Origin of the sequence: Streptomyces sp. NPDC001922 (assembly GCF_042891165.1) — a bacterium.
Taxonomy (GTDB): domain Bacteria; phylum Actinomycetota; class Actinomycetes; order Streptomycetales; family Streptomycetaceae; genus Streptomyces.
This window is the reverse complement of sequence record NZ_JBIASV010000009.1, coordinates 243,099-264,538: the sequence shown is the minus strand read 5'-3', so window position 1 is coordinate 264,538 and position 21,440 is coordinate 243,099. Positions and strand designations below refer to the sequence as shown.

Below are 21,440 nucleotides of genomic sequence, written 5' to 3'. Positions count from 1 at the left end.
CGGACCCCGCACCCGCTCGCCTGCCTGGTGGCATCAAACCCGCTCCGGCCTGCGACGAAGCCCACTCCCCGGCGTCTTGCCGCCGGGCCCCCGCGGAGCGAGAGTGTCAGCCGCAGGTGCCGGGCGGTCCGGCGGCGCGGATGGGGTGGGTTGTGCGGATACGGGTCACTGCGGCGGGTCTGGGCTGCGCCGCGCTGATGCTGGCGGGCTGCGGCGCCCCGGGCGGCGGGGCGGACGGCGCGGGGCGCGCGTCCCGGGCGCACCGCCCCTCGGCGGCGCCCCTGCGGCCCGTACCGCGCGGTGACGGCAGCCGCACCGAGAACGACTTCAACGGCGACGGCCACCCGGACCTGATCCTCGACGAGCTGGTCAAGCGGCGCCGGGAGAGCCACGGCGACGACGCGGGCATCGGCGTCGTCTACGGGTCCGCCCACGGCCCGGACCCCGCCGTACGGCAGCTGGTCTCACCCGGCCGGTACGCCGTCGCCTCCGGCGGCACCCTGCCCGCCGCGTTCGACGCCGAGACCGCCTGCGACCTCGACGACGACGGCTACACCGACCTGCTCATCGGCACCGACCCGCCGTACGACGGGACCGGGCGGCCGCCGGTGCCGCACCAGATCCTGTTCGGCGGCCCGCACGGGCTCGCCGGCAAGGCCGTGAAGCTGCGCGTCCCCGGCCGGGCGCGGGCCGGGAACGAGTGGCCGGACCAGCCGGTCTGCGGCGACTTCGACGGCGACGGCAGCCAGGACCTGGTGCTGACGGCGAGCGGCTCGCGGATCAGCCGGCTGCGGGGCCCGTTCACCCGCACCGGGGCGCCGCACGCCGCCGGGGCCCCGCGCCCGGTCCCCGGGACGCAGCTCTCCCGCCCCCTCCCGGCCGCGGACGCCAACGGCGACGGGGCCGACGACCTCGTCGTGCGGGGCAGCCGAAGCAGCCTGCTGCTCGGCGGCCCGCTCGGCCCGGTGCGCCCCGGCGGCCGCTACACGGTGCCGCGCGCCTGGCGCGACGCGGGCGATGTGGACGGCGACGGGACGGCGGAGCTGGTGGCGGACGGCACCGGCCGGCGGGTGAAGCTGCTGGAGAGCGGCGGGGGCGGTGCGGGCGCGGGCGAGGCCCGTACGGTCCCCGTGGCCGGGCTCCCGGGCAGCGGCTCCGCGGAGACGACGGTGCTGGCCCTGACCGACCTCGACGGCGACCGGCGGGCGGACCTGGTGGTGCGTACCCACCGGGGCGACGAGCGGGACCTGATCACGATCCACCCCGGCACCCGCGACGGCCTGCGGAGGAAGCCGTCCCGCACCTTCAGCACGGCGGTGTTCGCGGGGGACCGCTGACGGGAGCGGCTGCCCGTCGGGGCCGAACGCCCGCGGGGCGGCAGCGGGCCCTGTCGTGGCAGGGACGTGTGGCAGGGACGTGTGGCAGGGACGTGCGGGGGTGCACGTACGGAAGGGGCGTGCGGGGGACACGTACGGCGTACGGACGGGGCGTGCGGGGGTGCATGCGGAAGGCGGGCCCTTCGGAAGGTGCGCAACACCTCTGCCGACGGGTGCAGTTCAGACACGCCACGAGCAAAAAGTCTCACTTTCCGTACAACCCTTGGCCGTTGAGCGAGGTCTTGCGATCGCCGACCGTCGTGCGGCCCGAGCCCGTCCGCCGGGAACCGCACGGCGGGCCGGCACACCACCCCCTCTGCGGATGCCGCAGCGCATCCCCCCGCAGGCACAGGAGATCTCCGCGTGCACCAGCGTTTCCGTACCGTCCTGGCCGCAGCGGTGGCCGCGACGCTGACCGGCGGGCTGCTCGCCCTCGCCGGCACCCCCGCCACCGCCTCCCCGGGCGCGGAAGGCAGCGCCGCCGAGGCCGACTTCGACCGGGACGGCTACCGGGACCTCGCCGTCCCCACACCGGACGCCGGCGTCGCCGGCCGGCGGAACGCGGGCGCGGTCACCGTGCTCTACGGTTCGCCCTCCGGAGCCGGCGCCGCCCGCCGCACCACGGTCAGCCGGAACACCCCCGGCGTACCGGGAACCGCGGAGCGGGGCAACCGCTTCGGCCACGCCACGGCCGTGGGCGACTTCGACAACGACGGCTACGCCGACCTGGCCGTGGGCGTGCCCCACGCGGCCGCGCCGGGGGGCCGTTCCGAGGACACCGCAGGGGGCCGTTCCCGAGGCACCTCGGGCGGCCGTTCCCAGGGCCGCTCCGGGGAAGGGCCCGGGAGCGCCTCCGGGGAACGGTCCGAGGTCCGGGCCGCCGGCACCGTGCAGATCCTCTGGGGCTCGGCGGCGGGCCTCACCGGTGGCACGACCCTCGCCGGCCCGGCCCCGAAGGCGCAGAGCCGCTTCGGACAGGCCCTGGCCGCCGGGGACTTCGACGGCGACCGGCGGACCGACCTCGCGGTGGGGACGGCCTCGGCCACCCTGCGGATCTTCAAGCACGGCATCGCACGGACCGGCACCGCGGGCGCCCGGCAGGACGTCCGGACCCCGGTACGGGGCGGCACGGGCCGCGGCATCGTCCGGCTCACCGCGGGCGAAGTGACCGCCGACGAGCGCACCGACCTGGTCGTGGGCGGCGTCCCGGGCACCGCGGACACCCCCGCCCGCCACGCCAACTCCTTTCTGCCCGGCAGCGCTTCGGGCCCGGACGCGTCCAGGGCGAAGCAGCTCCCCGCCGGGGCGTTCACCGCGATCGGCGACGTCAACGGCGACACCTACGGCGACCTCGTCGGCGGACGCCCCGAGGACACCGGTGCCCGGGGCGGCAGGGTCGACGTCGTCTACGGCTCCCCCTTCGGCCCCACCCGCCGGCGGGACACCATCACCCAGGAGTCCGGCGCCGTCCCCGGCGGCTCCGAGGCCGGCGACGGGTTCGGCCGCACCGTGACCCTCGGTGACATCAACGGCGACGGCTTCCAGGACCTTGCCGTCGGCACCCCGCACGAGAGGCTGCCCGCGACCGCCGGCACCGGATCGGTCACCGTCGTCTACGGCTCGTCCACGGGCCTGAACACCGGCCACGTGCAGTCCTTCCACCAGGGCACCCCGGGCGTCCCCGGCTCCCCCGAGGCACCGGACGTGTTCGGCGGCACGGTCGTCCTCTCCGACCTGACGGGGGACGGGCGGGCCGATCTGACCATCGGCGCCGACTCCGCGGAGGACGGCTTCGGTTCACTGGTCACCCTGCTCTCCGACGGCACGTCGGTCACCACGGCGGGCGCGGGCGCCCTGCTGCGCTCCCCGCTGGACACGAGCGCGGTCCCCGCCGGCCTGCCCCGGTACGAGAGCGTCATCTCCGGCTGAGCTCCGGCCCCTCCACTGCCGGTTCGCACCTCCTCACCGGCATGGGCTCGGGGTTCCCGAACTGAGCCCTCGCGCGGCTCCGGGGCGCCCCCAGGCGGTGCCGCACCCCGCCCCGGAGCCTCGGGCGCACCCCTCGGGGGAGCCCGTAGGGGATGTCACAGCTCGGCAGCAAACCCCGGACTGAACCCATGAGCGCGGCATGCACGTCTGCACAAGCAGGTACGTTCGAAGGGTGGCTGGATTCAGGATGGGACGCGGACGGGACTCCCGCTCGGCGCGGCAGGGTCAACAGGGGCAGCAGCAACCGTACGGGAACGGCGGGCAGCCGTACGGCGGTCAGCCGGTGCCGCCGCACGCCGGGCAGCAGTGGCAGGGCGTCGGACCGGGAGGTCCGAACGCCTACGCGTCGGGCCCCGGCCCGAGCGGCGGGTACGGCCCCGGCCCGGGCGGCGGGCACCGCGACGAGCCGGAGTACTTCGGCGCCCCGGACCAGGGCTACGCGCCGTACCCGGGCCAGGGCGGCCCGGGACCGGATGCTCATGCCAACAACCCCGGGCACACCCAGGCGTTCAGCATCGGCGAGAGCCCGGACGCCTACGGCCCGGACCAGGGCTACGCCCCGTACGACGACGGCCCGCAGGGCAGCACCTACCGCGCCGGCGGGTCCGGCGCCCCGGTGGCGGGCCCGCGCCTGCCCTGGAAGGAGCTGCTGAGCGGGATCGTGCTGCGGCCGGGCGCCACGTTCTTCCAGATGCGCGACTACCCGGTCTGGGGCCCGGCGCTCATCGTCACCTTCGTGTACGGCCTGGTCGCCGTGTTCGGCTTCGACCAGGCCCGCGAGGACGTGCTGAACGCCACACTCTCCAACAGCATCCCGTGGGTGGTCAGCACCGGCATCGCCGTGGTGATCAGTGGTCTGCTGCTGGGCGCGGTGACGCACACGCTCGCCCGTCAGCTGGGCGGCGACGGCGCCTGGCAGCCCACCGTCGGCCTGTCGATGCTGATCATGGCGCTGACCGACACGCCGCGGCTGCTCTTCGCGATGTTCCTCGGCGGCGACAGCTCGCTGGTGCAGGTCCTGGGCTGGGCGACCTGGTTCGCCGCGGGGGCGCTCTTCACCGCGATGGTGAGCAAGTCGCACGACCTGCCGTGGCCGAAGGCGCTGGGCGCCTCCGCGATCCAGCTGGTCGCCCTGCTGGCACTGATCAAGCTGGGCACGCTGTAGGACGGCCTCCGCCCGGCCGCTGCCCTCCGGGGCGGCAGCGGGCGGGGCAGCCCCGCCCGTGCACATGACAGAAGCCCGGTGCCGGACCTGTTCCCACAGGTTCCGGAACCGGGCTTTCCCGTGCGCTCTCCGGCCGCCCGCGGGCGGCCGGGCTCCGGGTCAGGCGTCCAGGATCTGGCCCTCGCGCCGGACCACGGGCGGCTCGACCGACCAGGGGAAATTGATCCACTGATCGGTCTTCTTCCAGACGTACTCGCACTTCACCAGCGACTGCGGCTTCTCGTAGATCACCGCGCACCGCACGTCCGCGACGTGCCCGGCACAGAAGTCGTGCACCAGCTTGAGCGTCTTGCCGGTGTCGGCGACGTCGTCCGCGACGAGCACCTTCTTCTCGCTGAGGTCCACCACGTTCGGCACCGGCGGCAGCATCACCGGCAGGTCGAGGGTGGTGCCGACACCGGTGTAGAACTCCACGTTCATGACGTGCAGGTTCTTCACGTCCAGCGCGTAGCCGAGACCACCGGCGACGAAGAGGCCGCCGCGCGCGATGGAGAGGATGATGTCCGGCTCGTAACCGTCGTCGGCCACGGTCTGGGCCAGCTCACGTATCGCCTGCCCGAAGAGGGGGTAGGTCAGGTTCTCCCGCTCGTCACTCACGTCGTTCCGCCCCGTCTCTTCCCTGTCTCAGACCTGCGTGCGGTGGAAATTCTTGAAGGAGCGGGAGGGCGTGGGCCCCCGCTGCCCCTGGTACCGGGACTGGTACTTCGCCGAGCCGTACGGGTGCTCGGCGGGCGAGGTCAGCCGGAACATGCACAGCTGCCCGATCTTCATGCCCGGCCACAGCTTGATCGGCAGCGTGGCGACGTTCGACAGCTCCAGCGTCACGTGGCCCGAGAAACCGGGGTCGATGAAGCCGGCGGTGGAGTGCGTCAGCAGGCCGAGCCGGCCCAGGCTGGACTTGCCCTCCAGCCGCGACGCGATGTCGTCGGGGAGCGTGATGACCTCGTACGTGGAGGCCAGCACGAACTCGCCGGGGTGCAGGATGAATGCCTCGTCCCCCTCGGGCTCCACGAGCCGGGTGAGGTCGCTCTGCTCCGTGGCGGGGTCGATGTGGGGGTACCGGTGGTTCTCGAACACCCGGAAGAAGCGGTCCAGCCGTACGTCGATGCTGGACGGCTGCACCATGTCGGGGTCGTAAGGATCGATCCGGACCCGGCCGGCGTCGATCTCGGTCCGGATGTCCTTGTCAGAGAGAAGCACGGGTCGAAGGGTACGCGGACGGGCTGGGCCCGGCCCAATCGGACCGGGCCCACCCTTCGCTGCGAGCGGTCGTCCCGCCCCTGCCGTCCCTTACGGCCGGCTGCTGTGCGGCCGGCCGGCGGAACGCGCCCCGGGCGGCTGCCGGCTGTCAGGCGCGGCGCCACTCCGGGCCGGCCGCGGCGGCCGGAGCCGGCGTCGGCACGGCGACCGGTACCGGCACCGAATGACGCAGCCGGGCACACCGGGGACAGCGCAGGAGCCGTCCGGGGCCGAGCCGGTCGGTACCGAGGTTCTGCAGCGGGAACGACGCGGTGCTGAAAACGTGCCCTTCGGCACAACGAACGACAGTGCGCTCCATCGAGTCCCTTCCCCAAAGAACGTTCAAGACAAAAGCCACATTAGGGGATGGTCCGGACGCCTCCGCACGCGGCACTCCGGCCCCCACGGTACGCCTCAACTCCCATACCCCACACCCGCATCCCCGTCCGGGCGACAACGCCGGAACACCCCAAACGCGGGCCTGCCGCGCCACTACGGACCCTGCCGGGACTCACCCCGACAGACACCCCGGCGGGCGCCCCGCGGGCGCCCCACAGGCGCTCCGGAGACGGGCCCGGCGCGAGCCCGGGCGGCGGATCGGAACGCGGCTCACCGACGGACCCGGGACACCCGGAGACGGATCGGAAGACGCTCCGGACGCGGGCCCGAACAGGCACCGTACAACCCGCCGCGCACTCCGGCTCGGCACCCCCGGGGCCGCCGTCCCGACGCTCCTTGCGGAGGGGACGCGCGTGCCCGGTCGCGAGTCCGGACGGACGGGGGACCCCACGACGGATCAGGACGATCACGGCGCTCACGACGGATGAACGGATACACCACGGGCCAGCGATGGGGTACAGTGTGCAACGGTGAGACGCCGTAGCGGCGATCTTTCGCGGGTGTAGTTTAATGGTAGAACATGAGCTTCCCAAGCTCAGAGCGCGAGTTCGATTCTCGTCACCCGCTCCAGAGAGAAACCCCGGGTCAGGCTGACCGGGGTTTGTTGTTGTCCGGACCTGTTGCGGAGCAGAGTGCCCACCGAATGCTCCCAACTCGCCGTTGGCGTGAGAAGTCGTGAGGCCCCGCGATTGGCGAGCCAAGTGCAGTGCTCAGTCCGCCAGTCCAGTGCGGTAGGCGTAGCGGACGGCCTGTGCGCGATCGCGTACGCCAGTCTTCGCGAAGATGCGGTTGATGTGCGTTTTGACCGTGGCGCGGCTGAGGTAGAGGCGTTCGCCGATCTCACCGTTGGACAGCCCGTGCGCGATCAGTATCAGGACCTCTGTCTCACGGGCAGTCAACGGCTCTGGCAGTGAGGCTGGGACGTCCCGCCTTGGCTGAGCCGGTTCGGGGGCTACGGTCGAGGAAGCCGACGCCTCGCGGTCCGGAACCGTCGCGGACTCCGGCAGCAGGCCCGATGTGACGGTCGCGACCAGACGTTCCTGCACCACCGGATCCATCCACGTCAGCCCCTCATGCACGGCACGGATCGCCCGTTCGATCTCGTCCGCACCCGCGTCCTTGGTGAGATATCCCTTCGCACCCGCTCGCAGTGCGGGAAAGACCGACGTGTCGTCCACGTAGGTCGTCAGCACCAGCACAGCGATCTGCGGGGCTTCCTCGCGCAACGTCCAGGTTGCGGCGAGGCCGTCCGTGCCAGGCATCGCCAGGTCCATCAGCACGACATTCGGGCGGTGTTCGAGGGCCATTTCCACCGCCTCGGCGCCGTCGGCCGCACCACCCACGACCTCCATGCCCGCATTCAGGCCGACCAGCAGCATCAGGCCCTCGCGGGTCACCCGCTGGTCATCAACGACCAGCACCCTGATGGGTGCCAGGGAATCGCTCACGCCGGTATCTCCATCTCCACAATCCAGCCCTGCTCGGTGGGTCCGGCATGAATGCGGCCGCCGGCCCGTTCGATGCGCTCGCGCATGCCCCGCAATCCGTTTCCCCCACCCGTCCACGCTTCGACGGGCGGCACGGGAGCGCCGGTTTCGGTGCCGTTGTGGTCCGCTGGAACTGCGCGGCCATGGTCCGAGATGGTCAGTGTGGTGGCCTGCGGTGTGTAGCGCAGCACCACGGTGGTGGGCGAACCTGCCGCGTAGCGGGCGGCGTTGGTGAGCGCCTCCTGGGTGCCCCGATAGAGCGCGAGGTTCGCCTCCGGCGTCATCCTTCTCGGCTGCCCGGCCACCGACAGCGTGATCGGCAGCGCGAGGTCGCGGCGGCACCGGCCGACCAGGGTGGTGAGCTGGTCGGCCATGGGCACGTCGTCCCCGCGCAAGGCGGCAACGGCCCGGCGCGCGTCGCCCAGACCCTCCCGGGTCAGTTCGCCGCTGCGCACGATCAGCTGGTGCAGGGCCGGGTCGACTGTGCCACGCTCGGCGAGTTTGCGGGCGCCCTCCAGCTGCACGGAAAGGGCGGACAGGGACTGCGCCAGGATGTCGTGCAGTTCCCGGGCGATGCGGGTGCGTTCAGCGACGGCGGCAGCACGTGTCTGTGCCTCACGCGAGTCTTCCAGCTCGGCGAGCAGCAGTTCGGTGTGGTCGTGTCGCAGGCGAGCCTGGCGGGCGAAGACGCAGGCGGCACCGAGCACCGCACACAGCAACGCGCAGGCCCCTGCGTTCTCGGCCGCGTTGTGCGATGGGCTGACACAGGCGGCGACGACTGCGATCGCCACGGTCAGCGGCGCGGCCAGCGGTACGGCCAGACGCGGCCGCAGGCGCGCGAAGAGCATCGCCACAGCGGTGGCGACGGGGACCATCATCATCGAGTTCGACTGAAGCAATGCCAGCACGTTTCCGCCGGCGCCCAGGATCAGCGGTAGGGCAGCGGTGGCCGCTTCCGACTTCCCCGTGCCCCGGACCAGGGCCGCGGCAGCCAGTGACAGCAGGCACCCGGCCAGCACCAGGCTGATGACGAGACGCTCGCCGGTCGCACCCGGGTGTGGCCGACTCTGCAGGACTGAGGCGGTGGTAAGGACCATGACCCCCCACAGCAACAAGTGCATCCGCGCAGCCTGACGCGCGGCACGCTCGGCCGCACGCGACCGGGCCTCCGCCACTCTTGGGCTGTCCCCCTCACAGCCGCCGGGCGGCGTTGAGCTCATGCCGGACAGCATAGGAGCGGCCGACCCCGGAAAGACCGGGCCCGGCCGCGGATACACGCTGTTCACGCCGCTGCCAAGTCGCGGGCTGCGGATGCGGTCAACCGGTAGGCGCGGTACCGGATCACCACCAGCCGGGTCACCGCCTGGGCCAGCGCCATCATGACGAAGGCCGCAATCCACGCCTGGGCAGATGTGATCTGATGGCTACGGCTGAAGTCGGCGATGGCGTCACCGGCGCCGTGATCGGCGGCGAAGGCGAAGACCATCCGGACCGCCATGCCGAAGACCCACAAAGCCGCGGCCACGAAGCCCGCCTTGGCGTAGACGCCATCCGCCTCGCGCCGAAGGTGCGTTGCGAGCCCACAGAGCAGCCCGAGAGCGACTCCCGAGCCGGCCAGCACCAGTTCAAGGACGAGGTCGTTGCCGACCGTGGGCACCGACCGCAGGTAGTAGGCGGCAGTGGCGCTGACCAGCACGACCGGGAGCACCAGGTTGATCAGATCCAGGCGGCTGCCACGCACCTGGCGCACGACGAGCAGGACGAGGATCCCGTTGACGCAGTAATCGGTGATGTTCACGGCTCCAAGCCTGCTTCGACCGCAGCCGCCAATCGCCAGCCCCTGGGTTGGACCGCGGGTTGACAGGCGCCTCCACCCACGGGTTGACAGGGCGCGACCGGACCTCTGCGTCGTTCGGCAGGAAGGGCCGTGAGTTCGCCGAACCCGGCGCACCCGCCTCCGAGTACGGGGGACGGGCGTCCCCGGCACAAGGGGCGCACCACGTTGGAGCATGAGGGCTTTCAGTCGCTTTTTGCATCGCGATCCATACGAAACCCGAAAGGCCCTCATCCGACCGGCATGAGAGAGAAGCTCCGAGGGGTCGGAGACACCGAAAGTCCCCTGATGCCCAAGCTCGGAGCGCGAGTTCGATTCTCGCCGCCCGCTCCACGAACGAAGGCCCGGCAAGGGGGCAACCCCCGAGCTGGGCCGCTGTGTTGTACGGGCCGGTTCAGGCGCCGCGCACTGCGTGCACGCCACCTCCGCCTCGTACGGCCGCTCAGCCCCTTTCGCCCTCGCGGCCGCGCCGTCTTCCGCTCGAGTCCGCCGGTCACCGCCCTCTGCCTCTCAGGGGCGGAGTGTGCCGCCCACCGCCCGGTGGTACCGCGGCGGGGCGGGCGATTGCGGCACGTGCGCGCTCAGCGAGGTCGACGGCGCCGCAGGCTGTGCCGGTCCACAGCCGGACGGCGGTCTCCGTGGCGGGAATGACGAGCATGCCGTCCGTCTCCGCGACGCGGGCCAGTGCGGCCGCGGTGTGGTGCAGCGGCGGGCGGGGCGCCTTCGGTGCCGTCGCACCACAGCACTGCGGCACGGTGGGTGCGCGAGACGTCAGCGGTGCTCGTCCGAAGCGCGTGGCCGTCACGGAGACGGCGACAACAGCTTCGCCATGCGCTCGTGCCCGCAGATGCGGAATCCGCACATCGGTCACTCCGCCGCCGATCCGGCCTGCCGGGTCGAATCGCCGCGTCCCCGGCCGCCCTCGTGGTCGTCCGCGGGGCTCGAGCGTGCCGGGCCAGTGCCCGTGTCGACGAGGATCTGTTCGGCGCCGGCGACGTTGTCGGCTCGGACCGCCCTGGCCATTGCGGCGGCTGCTGCTTCAGGCGTCGCCTGTGGCGGGACCACCAACAGGGAGAAGTGGTCCTGATCGCCCCGGGTGATGAGCACCGTGTCGTCACCCACCGGGAAGGAGTCGATGTGCACGACCCGGTCATCGATGATCAGCCGCGTCGGCAGTTCCTCCCACGCGTTCGTATCCAGGCCCACGCGCAGGACCGGGCCGAGGTGCTCGGTCAACGCGCTGATCAGACTGGGCAGCTCGGCACCGATATTGCGGGAACGCGGCCACCACGCCCCGTCGAGAATGCCCTCGCGGGACCGGGTCGTCTCAAGCCTCAGCAGTGCGGTTCCGGGTTTGACCGACTGATGGATCGCTTCCGGCAGAAACGTGGAGAGATCCGGAGTCTCGGAATCGGCCATGATGTGCTCGCTCGTCTGCGGTGCGTACGTCCGCTGATCACCGGTGGCGATGTCGGCGTGGCGGCCGATGCGGGGTGGCCGCGGTGGTTTCACCGTACTCCGCGGGCCGGCCTACCGGCCCGTGCACTGGGCCGACGCGGGCAAGGCGGGCTTCCGCGCTGCCGGCAGCCTCCGCGCAGCGGGGTACTGGCTCGGGCAGACGTGCGACGGGGTGATCACGGATGCCGTTGCTGGAGAGTTCGACGGCCCATCCGTCGTTACGCCCCTCCTGTCCGGCCGGCGCCGCAGAGAAGTGACCGGGCCCTGGCTCCAGCGAATCGGCTGAAGGGCCGGGCCCGGCTGCTGCGACGGCTTCGAAGGCCGGTGCGACCCTTGAAGCAGGAACTTCTGACGCGTCTGGAAGCCCGGCGCGCCGGAGCCGTCAGGTATTGCCCCTCACGGACGCTGGTGCAGTCCCCATGGATACCTCTGACAGCGCAGGTGCAGCCGGCCGCAGCCCGGGGCCCTCCGACGAGTGGTGGCATGCAGACCCGCCGATGCTGGAGCGGATCCTCGCCCTTTCGCCGGCCGGTATGGCCGTGCTGGACCGGGATCTGCGCTTCGTCTGGGTCAACGATGCTCTGGAGCGCCTCGGGGGCCTTTCCCGTGAGCAGCGGCTGGGCAAGCGCCTGCGGGATGTGCTGCCCCTGTTGGACCTCAGGCTGGATGCCGAGGGGATCGAGTCGCTCACGCGGGAGGTGCTCGACACCGGCCGCCCCCTGGTCGATCACCTGCTGCGAGGCGGGACGGACGCACACCCCCATCGGCCGCTCGCCTACTCGCTGTCCGTCTTTCGGCTCCACAGCGCCACGAACCGGGTACTGGGCGTGTCCTTCATCGTCCTCGACGTCACCGACCGTTGGCGGGCTCGGGAGCGACTCGCTCTGCTGAACGAGGTCGGGGCGCAGACCGGCAGCACCTTGGACGTCATGGACACCGCGCAGACCCTGGCCGATATCAGCGTGCCGCGGCTGGCCGACTTCGTCGCCGTCGACCTCCTGGAGTCGGTGATACGCGGCGACACACCGCGCCCTGGGGCTCGCCTCCATCCGCCGCGGATGCGCCGTGCGGGCCAGCAGTCGATCCACGAAGGCGTTCCCGAGTCGGTCGCGGCGACCGGGCAGGCCGTCGACTTCCACCCTCACTCACCCGAAATGCAGTGCATGCTCGACGGGCGCTCCCGCCTGGAAGCCATGCCGGGTGCCTCAACCAGAAGCTGGTTCGCAACGGACCCGGCCCGAGCCGCGAAAATCCAGGAATTCGGTCTCTGCTCCCTGATACTCGTCCCGATCCTCGCCCTCGGCGATGTTCTGGGCGTCGTCAGGTTCATCCGCTGGCAGCTACGCGACCCCTTCGAGCAGGACGACCTGCTCCTCGCGGAAGAGGTAGTGGCCCGCGCGGCGGTGAGCATCGACAACGCCCGCCGCTACACCCGGCAGCACAGCACCGCGCTGGCCCTGCAGCGCAGCCTGCTCCCGCGCAGTCTCACCGGCGGCAGCACGCTCGACGTCGCAGATCGTCTGGGCGGAGGAACACCTCCCGCGGTGACACGACGAGCTTGCGGCTGCGCGTGGCACTACGCCTCCGAGAGACCCGGGTCCGTCGGCTCACGGCCGGTGAACAGCGGTCGGCAAGGGGCAGGGCTCGGCCCGCCCGCAGACCCCGGACGGGGCGTCTTCCCTATTCGGAGAGGCACCGGGAATCGGCGAGGCGTGCGTCGAAATGACCACGGGTGGCGAAATTACCCGCGAACGGTGCAACCGGGAAGGGAGCTCCGGTGAATCCGGTATGTCAGGTGAACCGGAAATCCAGCGACACCATGCCATAGCGCTGCGGCTCAGCGAACCTGCGCGTCATCCACACAGAAAGGTCACAGCCTTGCCCCCGGGTCGCGCCGTGCTGGGTGAACGCCATCCTCAAGGGGCGATATGTCCTTCGAGTGACCATGCCGGTCCCCTCCGCAAGACTCGGCCGCTGAAAAATTAGGTGAGGAAGTTGTCACCGTCCGGCCGAAAATCCGGACGGCCGACATGCCGCGATACCGAAACGTCTGCGGAAATTTCGGACGGGTCAGGGGTGGCTGGGCCGCCGTGGACATGATTTGATCCACGGCAACCGGAAGTTGCACGTCCACTTCCGGTTGCCGGACGGTCGTCAAGCTGGCTGGACCGGCTGGACGGCGGGCCGTTCGATACGGCCCGTGATCACAGCAGAAACGAAAGGGAGGGCCTGCCATGCGTAAGGACGCCATGCCCCAGATCGAGACTCGCGAGATCCTCGACAGCGAGCTGGACAATGTCTCCGGCGGAATTCTCGGGACCGAAATTGTGACGGGTGGCGCCGAATCCGCACTGCCCGGCCTGCCCCCTCTGGGTGGCTCCCTTTCGGGTGGCCTGAGCGGCCAGGCGGGCCCTGTCTCCGCAGAGGCAGGTTTCTCCGGCGGCGCCGGCATCTGAGACGGATGCACCAAGTTCTGCTTGGTCTGCATTACTCACCCGACAGCCCAGGCGAATTCCAGGGTTGTCATGGGCCTCCGCGCTGCAGTGATGCCGTTGCACGCATTCGGGGCCCGGAGTGACGTCGGTCTTCAAGACCCGGTTGTGGTCTTGAGGACCGGCGTTGTCGTTCGGGGAGGGTGCCGATGCGATTCCCGTCACCCGCTCCACAGACGAAGGCCCGGCTCAGGGATTCACCCCCGAGGCGGGCCTCTTTCGTGTCCGGGCGGATTCAGGCGCCGCGCACCACCTGCCCCCGTGTCGGGCTGCTCAGCGCCCTTCGCCCGCGCGGCCCGCACCATCCGGTCGAGTCCGCCGGCGCCGAGGTGGTCAGCCGATGGGGTTGACGAAGGTGGCCGGGTGGGTGGCGCCCTGCTGGTCGACGAGCGGGCCCCAGGGCCACTTCAGGGTCAGCGCGGTGGTCTCGTTCGGCGGGGTGACGACCGCGAAGGCGGGCTTCCAGGAGCCCTCCTCGTTCTCCCCGGCCATGCCGAGGTTGATCGTGAAGTCGGTGCTGTCCCCGGGCTCCAGGGTGATCGAGCCGTGCTTGGCCGACGAGCGGGCCAGCGACCAGCTCTGACCGCCCTCCCCGGGCTTGAGGTCCACGCCCGGGAAGCCGCCGATCACGCAGGTGCGGCTGCCCTTGTTGGTCAGCACGACGCTGGTGGTCGTCGGGCCGTCCGCGGTCGGGTCCGGGGCCGCGTCCTCGCCCATGGCGAACGACGCCTTCAGGCCGGAGGTGTGACAGCGCTGGACGCCCGAGCCCGCCTTGCCGGCGCCGACGCCGGGCGCGCTGCCCGGCCGCTTGCCCGCGGCGCCCGCCTTGGTGCCGGCCTCGGCACCGGCGCCCGCCTGGGCCTCGGAGCCCGCCTGGGCGTCGGAGCCTGCCTGGGCGTCGGAGCCCGCCCGAGCCTCGGAGCCCTGCGCTCCGGCGGAGGAGCCCACCGGCCGCACGGACTTGGAGTCCGTGTCCGTGTCCGTGCGGCCCGCGGGCTTCGCGCCGGCGGTGTCCGAGCCGGAACAGGCCGTCAGGGTGAGGCCGGCGACTGCGGTCAGGGCCGCGGCGGCAACGCGCAGGGTGCGGCGACGAGCGGTGCGGACAGTGGTGCTGGAGCTCATTTCGGGTCCCCCCGGCAGTCGGTGTCGTGTTCCCTCGGTACGTCCACCACTCTGCTCGGGGCCACTGTCGCGAAGCTGCCGCTCCCCTAACGTCCGGCTAACCCGGTGTGAGCTGCGGAAGGACGCTCAGGAGAACCCGAAGTACCAAGCGTGGCAGCCTGGTTGGGAAACTCCGGGCTGTACGCGGAGACGCAGGGGCACCCGGCCGATCGAGGTCATGTCCACAGGCGTCCCGCCCCACGGCGACCGGAACGGTACGGCCAGGGGAGCCGGTTCAGGCGCGGATGCGGGCCAGTTCCCTGTCCAGTTCCTCCACGGTGCCGAGCCTGATGCTCTCGTCCTGAACGGAGGGGGCGAGCGTCACGGCAACGGCCGCCTCTCCCACCTGGTCGGCGGTGAGCCACGACGGGTCGCCGTTCGGGCGGCTGCGGTTGAGGATCGGGCCGAGGAGGAGGTTGTTGACGCGGCGCCGGCCGCGCAGGTCGGCGCTCAGAGCCTCGCGCATCATCAGGACCGCTGCCCCGTGCATGCTGATGATGCCGGCCCGCTGGTAGGGCTCGCGTGCGGCGAACCCGGCGATGAGCGTGTAGCTTCCGGCCGGGTCGAGCCGGGGCACGAAGGCCCGGGCCACGGCGAAGTGCGACGTGGTGGTCTCCAGGAAGTGCTTCTGCCAGTCGTTCTCGTCGGTCTGCCACAGGGTCTTGCCCATCCACCACCCGCCGATGGACGGGACGACGTGGTCGATGCGCCCGTGGTCGGCGGCGATCCGTTCCGCGAGTTCCGTCGCCTCGTCGAAGGTTCCGTATCCGGCGTGGAGCCGGACCAGGCGGTCGCCGGGGCGGGAGCCGACCAACTCGGCCAGCTCGTCGAGACGTTCCCGGTTCCGGCCGGGAACGACCACGGTGGCACCGGTGCGGAGGAAGGCGCGGACGATGCCTTCTCCGACGTTGCCCGTGCCGCCGGGGACGACCACGACCTTGCCGTCGAGCGGTGCGTCGTTCCGTGCGTCGTTCCGTGCGTCGGGCGCGATGGGGGTACTCATGGGCGTTCGTTCCTCAGGGAGTGTGCGGGGCATCTGTGGGTGGGGCCGGGGCTCGGCGTGCGGGCGGGACGGCTCGCCGGGCCCCGGCCGGTTGGGGTGACCCCGGTCAGGCGGGCAGGGCCGGGTAGTCGGTGTAGCCGCGCTCGTCGCCGCCGTAGAAGGTGGTCCGGTCGGGCTCGTTGTACGGACCGCCGGATGCCAGGCGGCGCGGCAGGTCGGGGTTGGCCAGGAACAGCGCGCCGAAGGCGATCATGTCCGCGGTGCCGTCCTCGACGAGGCCGAGGGAGTCGTGGCCGGTGGGCTCGGGGTGGGTGAACGGGTTGAGGACGAACGTGCCGGGCCAGTCCTTGCGCAGGCGCTCGGTCAGGCTCCGGTCGAGGCCTTCGAGCACGTGCAGATAGGCCAGGTTCAGCGGGGCGAGACCGGCCACCAGGGCCGTGTAGGTCTCCTCCAGGTCCGCCGGATCCGTCTCCGAGATGTCGTTGAAGGGCGTGCCGGGCGAGATACGGATGCCGGTCCGGTCGGCGCCGATGGCCTCCGCGACGGCCGCGGCGGCCTCGACGGCGAACCGCACCCGGCCCGCGGCGTCGCCTCCCCAGCTGTCGGTGCGCCGGTTGGCGTTGGGGGCGAGGAACTGGTGGATCAGGTAGCCGTTCGCCCCGTGGAGCTCCACCCCGTCGAACCCGGCGGCGATCGCGTTGCGTGCGGCGTCGGCGAAGTCGGCGATGGTCCGCACGATCTCGTCGTGCTCCAGCTCCTTCGGCGTGACGAAGTCCTGGGGGCCCTGGTGGGTGTACACCTGGCCGTTCGCGGCGACGGCGGACGGGCCCACCGGGATCAGGCCGTCGGGCAGCAGGCCGGGGTGGCCGATGCGGCCGGTGTGCATCAGCTGCGCGAAGATCACCCCGCCCTCGCGGTGGACCGCGTCGGTCACCTGCCGCCAGGCGGCGACCTGCTCGGCGGAGTGCAGGCCCGGGGTGTCGGGGTAGCCCTGGCCGACCACCGACGGCTGGACGCCCTCGGTGATGATCAGGCCGGCGCCTGCCCGCTGGGCGTAGTAGGTCGCCATCAGCTCCGTCGCGGTGGCACCCGGCCCGTAGGCGCGGCTGCGGGTCATCGGCGCCATCGCCACGCGGTTGGCGAGACGCTTGCCACCCAGCTCGATCGGGTCGAACGCGGTCGTCATGATCACTCCTTCGTTCAGGGGGCGGGAGGCGCCCGGACGGGCCGCTCTCCGTCGGCGTGCAGGGCCCAGCGCACCATTACCTGCCCGAACAAGCAAATCCCGTCAGAGCCTTCCCGCCCCGCTGCGTGAACCACGTCACCCGCCGGCCCCGTCGCGGGAAAACCCCTGGTCGACCTGTGGTGACCGGCCATTGAACACAAGGGAACTGCGGAGGAACGCGGGGAAGCCGCGGGGCGTGGAGGGTCGCTATCCTGGCTGCATCCGGCGCACCGTGAGCCGGATTACTGTCCGGCAATGCCAAGCCGGGAAAGGACGCCCTTGATGAGCCGGACAACCAACCGGAGCCGGACCACCGACCGGGACGCGCACAGCCGGCCGTCGGCCACGGCCCCGGCCACCTCCTCGGTACCGGTGCCCGCTGCAGCCCAGGCGGGGCCGGTCAGCCACGCGATCTTCCGCGTGGCCCGTCTGCACCGCATGATCGCCGGGCAGCTCCTGCGTCCCCTCGGCCTCCACCTCGGCCAGGAACTGGTCATGATGCACCTGTGGGAACTCGGCCCCCAGCGACAGACCGACCTCGTGCGCCTGCTCGACTCCGACGCGGCCACCATGACCCGCAGCATCAAGCGCCTGGAGAACGCGGGCTTCGTCCGCCGCCGCCCCTGCCCCGACGACAAACGCGCCGTCATCATCGAACCGACGGCGGCCAGCCAGGCGCTGCGCCGCGAAGTCGAGAGCGTCTGGGCCGAACTCGAGGACGCGTCGACCGCCGGCCAGACTCCGGACCAGCAGGCCGAAGCGCTGAACGCCCTGCGCCGCATCGAGGACAGCCTCGCCCGCACGGCTGCGCGTTCCCCCGAGGGTGCCCCCGCACCGGCCGCGGACGCCGACACGACGGCAGGCTGAGGCCGGACGTCACCACGGACGGCCGTCCCCGCAGGTCATGCCCGATCCCCAGGACAGGGCACATCGCCGACGTACGGGGGACCGGCCGGCTCGCCACCCGGATGCGGCTCGCTCCGAACCGGTTCACTCGGAGCGGTCGGCCCCGGTACGGCGCAGGCCGCGCGTGTGACGGTATTCGCGCGCGAGGATCTTCAGCGTGGTGGAAACGGCGGGCCGGGCGGGAGCGGTCAGGAGACCCGGCCCCCTGCCCTCGGCGGCGTGGGCGGTGGCCTCCTCCAGGGCGATCAAGGCCCGGACGAAGGGGCGGTTGGCCGGCGGCAGGAAGCCGGACACGTCGCGGCTCGCGGCCAGGTCGGTGCGGGCCTGTCGGACGAGGCGCCGCAGCACAGCGCGGACTCCGGGTGTGTCCTGGGCGCGTTCGAGGTCCGTACGGGTCACGCCATGGTGCGACAAGGCGTCCTCGGGGATGGTCAGCCGGCCGTCGGCCAGGTCCTCGGCGAGATCGTTGACGAAGTCGAGCCGCTGGCTCCCGTCGATGTAGGTGCGGCAGGCAGCGCGGTAGCCGACCGGTTCGTCACCGGGGACGAGCAGGCAGGCAACCAGCATGAAGGCGGGCAGTGAGTACTGGTCCAGGTAGCGCTGGTAGTCCGACTCCGTGGCGAAACCCTCGAATTCGAGGTCGGCGACCGCGGTACGGAGGAAGTCCGCGACGCGGTCGAGGAGTTGGGGGTGGCGGGCACCGGTGTGCAGGATCGGGCGGATCACGGGGTGATCGCTGCGGCCGGTGGCCAAGGCCCGGCTCACCTCTTGCTCCCAGGCCGCGTAGGCGGCGGCGCGCTGGGAGGACGGGCCGTGGTCGAGGAGGTTGTCGGTGTGGTGCATGAAGGCGACAACGGCGATCAGATGGGGGGCCAGGGGACGCGGCAGCAGCAGAAGGACCGCGACATAGGCCGCGCGCTTGTACCGCGACACCAAGGCACGCTGCTGGGTGAAGTCGTCGCGCAGCTGCGGGTCGTGAAGGCCCGCGGCATCCAGCCTGGCGGTCCACATGCTCATGCGGCTCTCCTTGAGTGGTGCGGGCGGCAAGGGCCCGAGGGCTCGTCACCGCACGGTCGGTGATCGGCCGGGTGGCAGCGGCCGGGACGGCACGCCGTCCTCCGTGACCTGTGTCCGAGCCACGGGCATGCCCATTCTCCGGCCCCGAGTGGAGGCAACCGGCGGATGGGCGGGGCGAGGAGGCGAGGCCTCGCGCCGGCGTCCCTTGTCGCGCACTACCTTGCAGTGCAAGACTCTTGCTGTGTAAGGTACTGCGCATGGAGGAGACATCCGCTCCACGCGCCCAGTGGCTTCGAGGCGTGCTGGACATGTGCCTGCTGGCACTGATGGCGGAAGCCCCGATCTACGGATACGAGATGACCGTCCGGCTCGGCGAGGCAGGGCTGGACGTCGCCGACGGGTCGATCTACCCGGCGTTGGCACGCCTGCGCAAGCGCCAACTCGTCGAGGTGGAACGCCGCACCGGAGAGGGGGGCCCCGCCCGCACCTATTACCGGCCCAGCGAGGCCGGCCTGCAGATGCTCCGGTCATGGAGCCGCGACTGGCACGCATTCGCCACGAGCATCGGCTCCATCGTCACCCACACCGCGGAGGAAGAACCATGACCATGACTGTCGAAACCGCAATATCCCAGGCCATGGAGACATGGCGCCGTCTCGGAGTCGGCGAGGAAGCAGCCGCCGAGATGGCCGAGGAACTGGCCGCCGACCTGACCGCCGCCGCCCTCGACGGCCGGGACACCGCCGACTACCTCGGGGGCGACGTGGACGCGCTCGCCACGTCCTGGGCGGTCGAACGCGGGCTTCTGCCCCTGCACCTGCGCCTGAAGGAGACAGCGGTCGCCGCGGCCAAGGGAGCCGTCGCGCCGGCCGTCCTCGCGCTGGGATTCTGTTACGTGTCGTGGAGCCACCTGCTCGACCCCTGCTCGGGCCTGGGCCTCTTCGGCGAGGCGAGCACCTGCCGCGGCACGCTCGACACTCCCTGGATATGGGTCGGTTGGGTCCTGTGCGCCGTCGTCGCGTTCTTCACGATCCGGCGCACCGTGCGGGTGACGCTCCAGCGCCATCTCGCCGCCCGGCGGGAAGCGACGCTGCACGCCCTGACCAGGACCGTTGCGCTGATCATCGTGGCGGCGGCTCTGGTGGGCGGGGGGATCGGCCTGCTGGCCCCGGCCGTGTTCGGATACTTCGCCATCCTCGGCTTCCCGGTGGCGCTGGCCGGCATGATCGGGACCGTCGCGGCGGGCGCCGCCCTGGTCCGGTACCGGACCTGCCCGACGACGGACCACCCAGAGGCCGCGGTGTCCCCGCTGTAGGCGGTGTCCCCGCTGTAGGCGGTGTCCCCGCGGTAGGCGGGGGCGCACCGGGCCTCCGAGCCTCCGGCATCCCCCGGCACGCACCTCCGGGCGGACGAACCGCCATCGCCTCCGGCGCGCGGAGCCCTCGCTCCAGCACCTATCCTTTTGGTGCCGATATCGGCTGATGTCGATACCGACGCATCGGACGTGGAGTACGCGCGGAGTACGGAGGACCGACCGGCGGCGGCGAAGGGGGCGGCATGCCTGCACCACCAGCGACGCCGGGGCCCGGGCGGGACGGACGGGATGGACGGGATGGACGGGACGGACGCTCACCGGGGGATCGTTCCCCGGGGCGGCACGGCCCTCCGGAGCGGAACGGTACTCCGGGGCGCAACGGTTCTCCCGGACGGTACGGGGAGGACGCGTTCGAGCCGGACGTCCCCGGTGAGTCCGAGCGCATCGACTACGGCGCGCTCACCTACGACCCGCTCACCCGGGCGCGCCTGCTCGCTCTCGGAGTGGGGCCCGGGTGGCGCTGCCTCGATGCCGGTGCCGGGACCGGGACCGTGTCCCGCTGGCTCGCCCAGGACGCCGGAGTGGCCGAAGTGGTCGCGGTCGACCGGGACATCCGGTTCCTGAGCGATGCCGCCGACGCCACCCTCCGGCCGCTGGAGGCCGACGTCACGGACCCGTCCTTCGATCCGGGCCGCTTCGATCTGGTGCACACGCGTTTTCTGCTGATGCACCTGCCGGGCCACGAGCAGGTGCTGTCCCGGCTCGCGGGACTGGTGGCCCCCGGGGGATGGCTGCTGGTCGGCGACGCCGTCGAGCTGACCGCGGACACCTCGCCGGAATCACCGGGCTCGCCGGAATCGCCGGAATCACCTGACGCGCCGTACCGGGCGGCCATGCGGGCCATGTGGCAGGCGCTGCGGGAGACCATCGGCACGGACATCAGCTGGGTGCCCGGGTATCCGCAGCAGCTGCGTGCGGCCGGGCTGACCGACGTCGGCGCCGAGGTGTACGTACCGCCGCTCGGCACCGGGCGGCCGATCACCTCGTTCTGGCTGGAGACCTGGGCCCGGCTGCGCGGCCCGATGCTCGGAACCGGCCTGGTGGACGCCCGGACGCTCGACGCCGCCGAGGAATCGCTGGCCTCGGGCTCCTGCACCGGCCTCTCCCCCGGAATGATCTCCGCCTGGGGCCGGCGGCCGTGACCGGGCGGCCGGCCCGTGGACGGCCCGGCGCCCCCGGGCTGCCGGAGGTGTGCACGGCGACCGGTCCGGTGACCGTGGTGCCGCCGGGCGGCATCGGGCGCTGCCGTGCCGC

20 protein-coding genes and 1 tRNA gene are annotated in these 21,440 nt (G+C 71.9%); 10 read left to right on the top strand and 11 right to left on the bottom strand.

Features of this window, described 5'->3' with window-relative positions; translation table 11 throughout:
• Nucleotides 1-140 precede the first annotated feature (140 nt).
• The 3 genes from ACFYYR_RS18805 to ACFYYR_RS18795 all read left to right on the top strand — a co-directional run bounded on the left by ACFYYR_RS18805 (nucleotide 141) and on the right by ACFYYR_RS18795 (nucleotide 4,530).
• Nucleotides 141-1,337, top strand: a complete 1,197-nt coding sequence (locus ACFYYR_RS18805) for an FG-GAP repeat domain-containing protein (protein ID WP_388854153.1) — start codon at nucleotides 141-143, stop codon at nucleotides 1,335-1,337.
• 402 nt (nucleotides 1,338-1,739) lie between these two features.
• Nucleotides 1,740-3,305 (top strand): FG-GAP repeat protein, encoded by a 1,566-nt coding sequence (locus ACFYYR_RS18800; protein ID WP_388854150.1) that lies wholly within the window; start codon nucleotides 1,740-1,742, stop codon nucleotides 3,303-3,305.
• A 247-nt stretch (nucleotides 3,306-3,552) separates the two neighbouring features.
• Complete coding sequence (locus ACFYYR_RS18795) at nucleotides 3,553-4,530, top strand: Yip1 family protein (RefSeq protein ID WP_388854504.1); 978 nt, start codon at nucleotides 3,553-3,555, stop codon at nucleotides 4,528-4,530.
• Nucleotides 4,531-4,689: 159 nt separating this feature from the next.
• Here ACFYYR_RS18795 and ACFYYR_RS18790 read toward each other — a convergent pair whose 3' ends face one another.
• From ACFYYR_RS18790 to ACFYYR_RS18780, 3 genes are all read right to left on the bottom strand, one after another.
• Nucleotides 4,690-5,187 (bottom strand): phosphoribosyltransferase, encoded by a 498-nt coding sequence (locus ACFYYR_RS18790; protein ID WP_351506773.1) that lies wholly within the window; start codon nucleotides 5,185-5,187, stop codon nucleotides 4,690-4,692.
• 27 nt (nucleotides 5,188-5,214) lie between these two features.
• Nucleotides 5,215-5,790 (bottom strand): dCTP deaminase, encoded by a 576-nt coding sequence (gene dcd, locus ACFYYR_RS18785; RefSeq protein WP_351506772.1) that lies wholly within the window; start codon nucleotides 5,788-5,790, stop codon nucleotides 5,215-5,217.
• Nucleotides 5,791-5,938: 148 nt separating this feature from the next.
• Entirely contained in the window at nucleotides 5,939-6,148 is a 210-nt protein-coding gene (locus ACFYYR_RS18780; protein ID WP_388854146.1) for a hypothetical protein, read from the bottom strand.
• Between the two features lie 576 nt (nucleotides 6,149-6,724).
• Between ACFYYR_RS18780 and ACFYYR_RS18775 the strand changes: the two genes are divergently transcribed.
• Nucleotides 6,725-6,798: transfer RNA gene (locus ACFYYR_RS18775), tRNA-Gly, on the top strand.
• A gap of 140 nt (nucleotides 6,799-6,938) precedes the next feature.
• Here ACFYYR_RS18775 and ACFYYR_RS18770 read toward each other — a convergent pair.
• From ACFYYR_RS18770 to ACFYYR_RS18755, 4 genes are all read right to left on the bottom strand, one after another.
• Nucleotides 6,939-7,676, bottom strand: coding sequence for a response regulator (locus tag ACFYYR_RS18770; RefSeq protein WP_388854143.1), 738 nt, complete (start codon nucleotides 7,674-7,676; stop codon nucleotides 6,939-6,941).
• Nucleotides 7,673-8,836, bottom strand: a complete 1,164-nt coding sequence (locus ACFYYR_RS18765; protein WP_388854141.1) for a sensor histidine kinase — start codon at nucleotides 8,834-8,836, stop codon at nucleotides 7,673-7,675. Before ACFYYR_RS18765 ends, ACFYYR_RS18770 begins: the two co-directional genes overlap by 4 nt.
• Nucleotides 8,837-8,997: 161 nt before the next feature.
• Nucleotides 8,998-9,513 carry a hypothetical protein gene (locus ACFYYR_RS18760; protein ID WP_388854139.1) on the bottom strand — a complete coding sequence of 172 codons (516 nt, stop codon included), beginning with the start codon at nucleotides 9,511-9,513 and terminating at the stop codon, nucleotides 8,998-9,000.
• 903 nt (nucleotides 9,514-10,416) lie between these two features.
• Nucleotides 10,417-10,968, bottom strand: coding sequence for a DUF5994 family protein (locus tag ACFYYR_RS18755; protein WP_388854136.1), 552 nt, complete (start codon nucleotides 10,966-10,968; stop codon nucleotides 10,417-10,419).
• Nucleotides 10,969-11,504: 536 nt separating this feature from the next.
• On the opposite strand from ACFYYR_RS18755, the gene ACFYYR_RS18750 reads away from it, so the two are divergent.
• A complete protein-coding gene (locus tag ACFYYR_RS18750; protein WP_388854133.1) occupies nucleotides 11,505-12,788 on the top strand; it encodes a PAS domain-containing protein in 1,284 nt (427 codons plus the stop codon).
• 453 nt (nucleotides 12,789-13,241) lie between these two features.
• Nucleotides 13,242-13,463, top strand: a complete 222-nt coding sequence (locus ACFYYR_RS18745) for a type A2 lantipeptide (protein WP_388854130.1) — start codon at nucleotides 13,242-13,244, stop codon at nucleotides 13,461-13,463.
• Between the two features lie 369 nt (nucleotides 13,464-13,832).
• On the opposite strand, the gene ACFYYR_RS18740 is transcribed toward ACFYYR_RS18745, so the two are convergent.
• From ACFYYR_RS18740 to ACFYYR_RS18730, 3 genes are all read right to left on the bottom strand, one after another.
• Nucleotides 13,833-14,621: a DUF4232 domain-containing protein gene (locus tag ACFYYR_RS18740; protein WP_388854127.1), complete on the bottom strand. Its 789-nt coding sequence runs from the start codon at nucleotides 14,619-14,621 to the stop codon at nucleotides 13,833-13,835.
• Nucleotides 14,622-14,895: 274 nt separating this feature from the next.
• Entirely contained in the window at nucleotides 14,896-15,663 is a 768-nt protein-coding gene (locus tag ACFYYR_RS18735; RefSeq protein WP_388854124.1) for an SDR family NAD(P)-dependent oxidoreductase, read from the bottom strand.
• Nucleotides 15,664-15,769: 106 nt separating this feature from the next.
• A complete protein-coding gene (locus ACFYYR_RS18730; protein WP_388854121.1) occupies nucleotides 15,770-16,849 on the bottom strand; it encodes an alkene reductase in 1,080 nt (359 codons plus the stop codon).
• Nucleotides 16,850-17,170: 321 nt separating this feature from the next.
• Here ACFYYR_RS18730 and ACFYYR_RS18725 point away from each other — a divergent pair, with 321 nt between their 5' ends.
• Entirely contained in the window at nucleotides 17,171-17,755 is a 585-nt protein-coding gene (locus tag ACFYYR_RS18725) for a MarR family winged helix-turn-helix transcriptional regulator (protein ID WP_388854118.1), read from the top strand.
• Between the two features lie 123 nt (nucleotides 17,756-17,878).
• Here the strand turns inward: ACFYYR_RS18725 and ACFYYR_RS18720 are convergent, their stop codons facing one another.
• Complete coding sequence (locus ACFYYR_RS18720) at nucleotides 17,879-18,811, bottom strand: squalene/phytoene synthase family protein (protein ID WP_388854115.1); 933 nt, start codon at nucleotides 18,809-18,811, stop codon at nucleotides 17,879-17,881.
• 257 nt (nucleotides 18,812-19,068) lie between these two features.
• Between ACFYYR_RS18720 and ACFYYR_RS18715 the strand changes: the two genes are divergently transcribed.
• The 3 genes from ACFYYR_RS18715 (at nucleotide 19,069) to ACFYYR_RS18705 (ending at nucleotide 21,328) form a co-directional block, all read left to right on the top strand.
• Complete coding sequence (locus ACFYYR_RS18715) at nucleotides 19,069-19,416, top strand: PadR family transcriptional regulator (RefSeq protein ID WP_388854113.1); 348 nt, start codon at nucleotides 19,069-19,071, stop codon at nucleotides 19,414-19,416.
• A complete protein-coding gene (locus tag ACFYYR_RS18710; RefSeq protein ID WP_388854110.1) occupies nucleotides 19,413-20,126 on the top strand; it encodes a hypothetical protein in 714 nt (237 codons plus the stop codon). Before ACFYYR_RS18715 ends, ACFYYR_RS18710 begins: the two co-directional genes overlap by 4 nt.
• A 242-nt stretch (nucleotides 20,127-20,368) precedes the next feature.
• A complete protein-coding gene (locus tag ACFYYR_RS18705) occupies nucleotides 20,369-21,328 on the top strand; it encodes a class I SAM-dependent methyltransferase (RefSeq protein WP_388854107.1) in 960 nt (319 codons plus the stop codon).
• Nucleotides 21,329-21,440 lie beyond the last annotated feature (112 nt).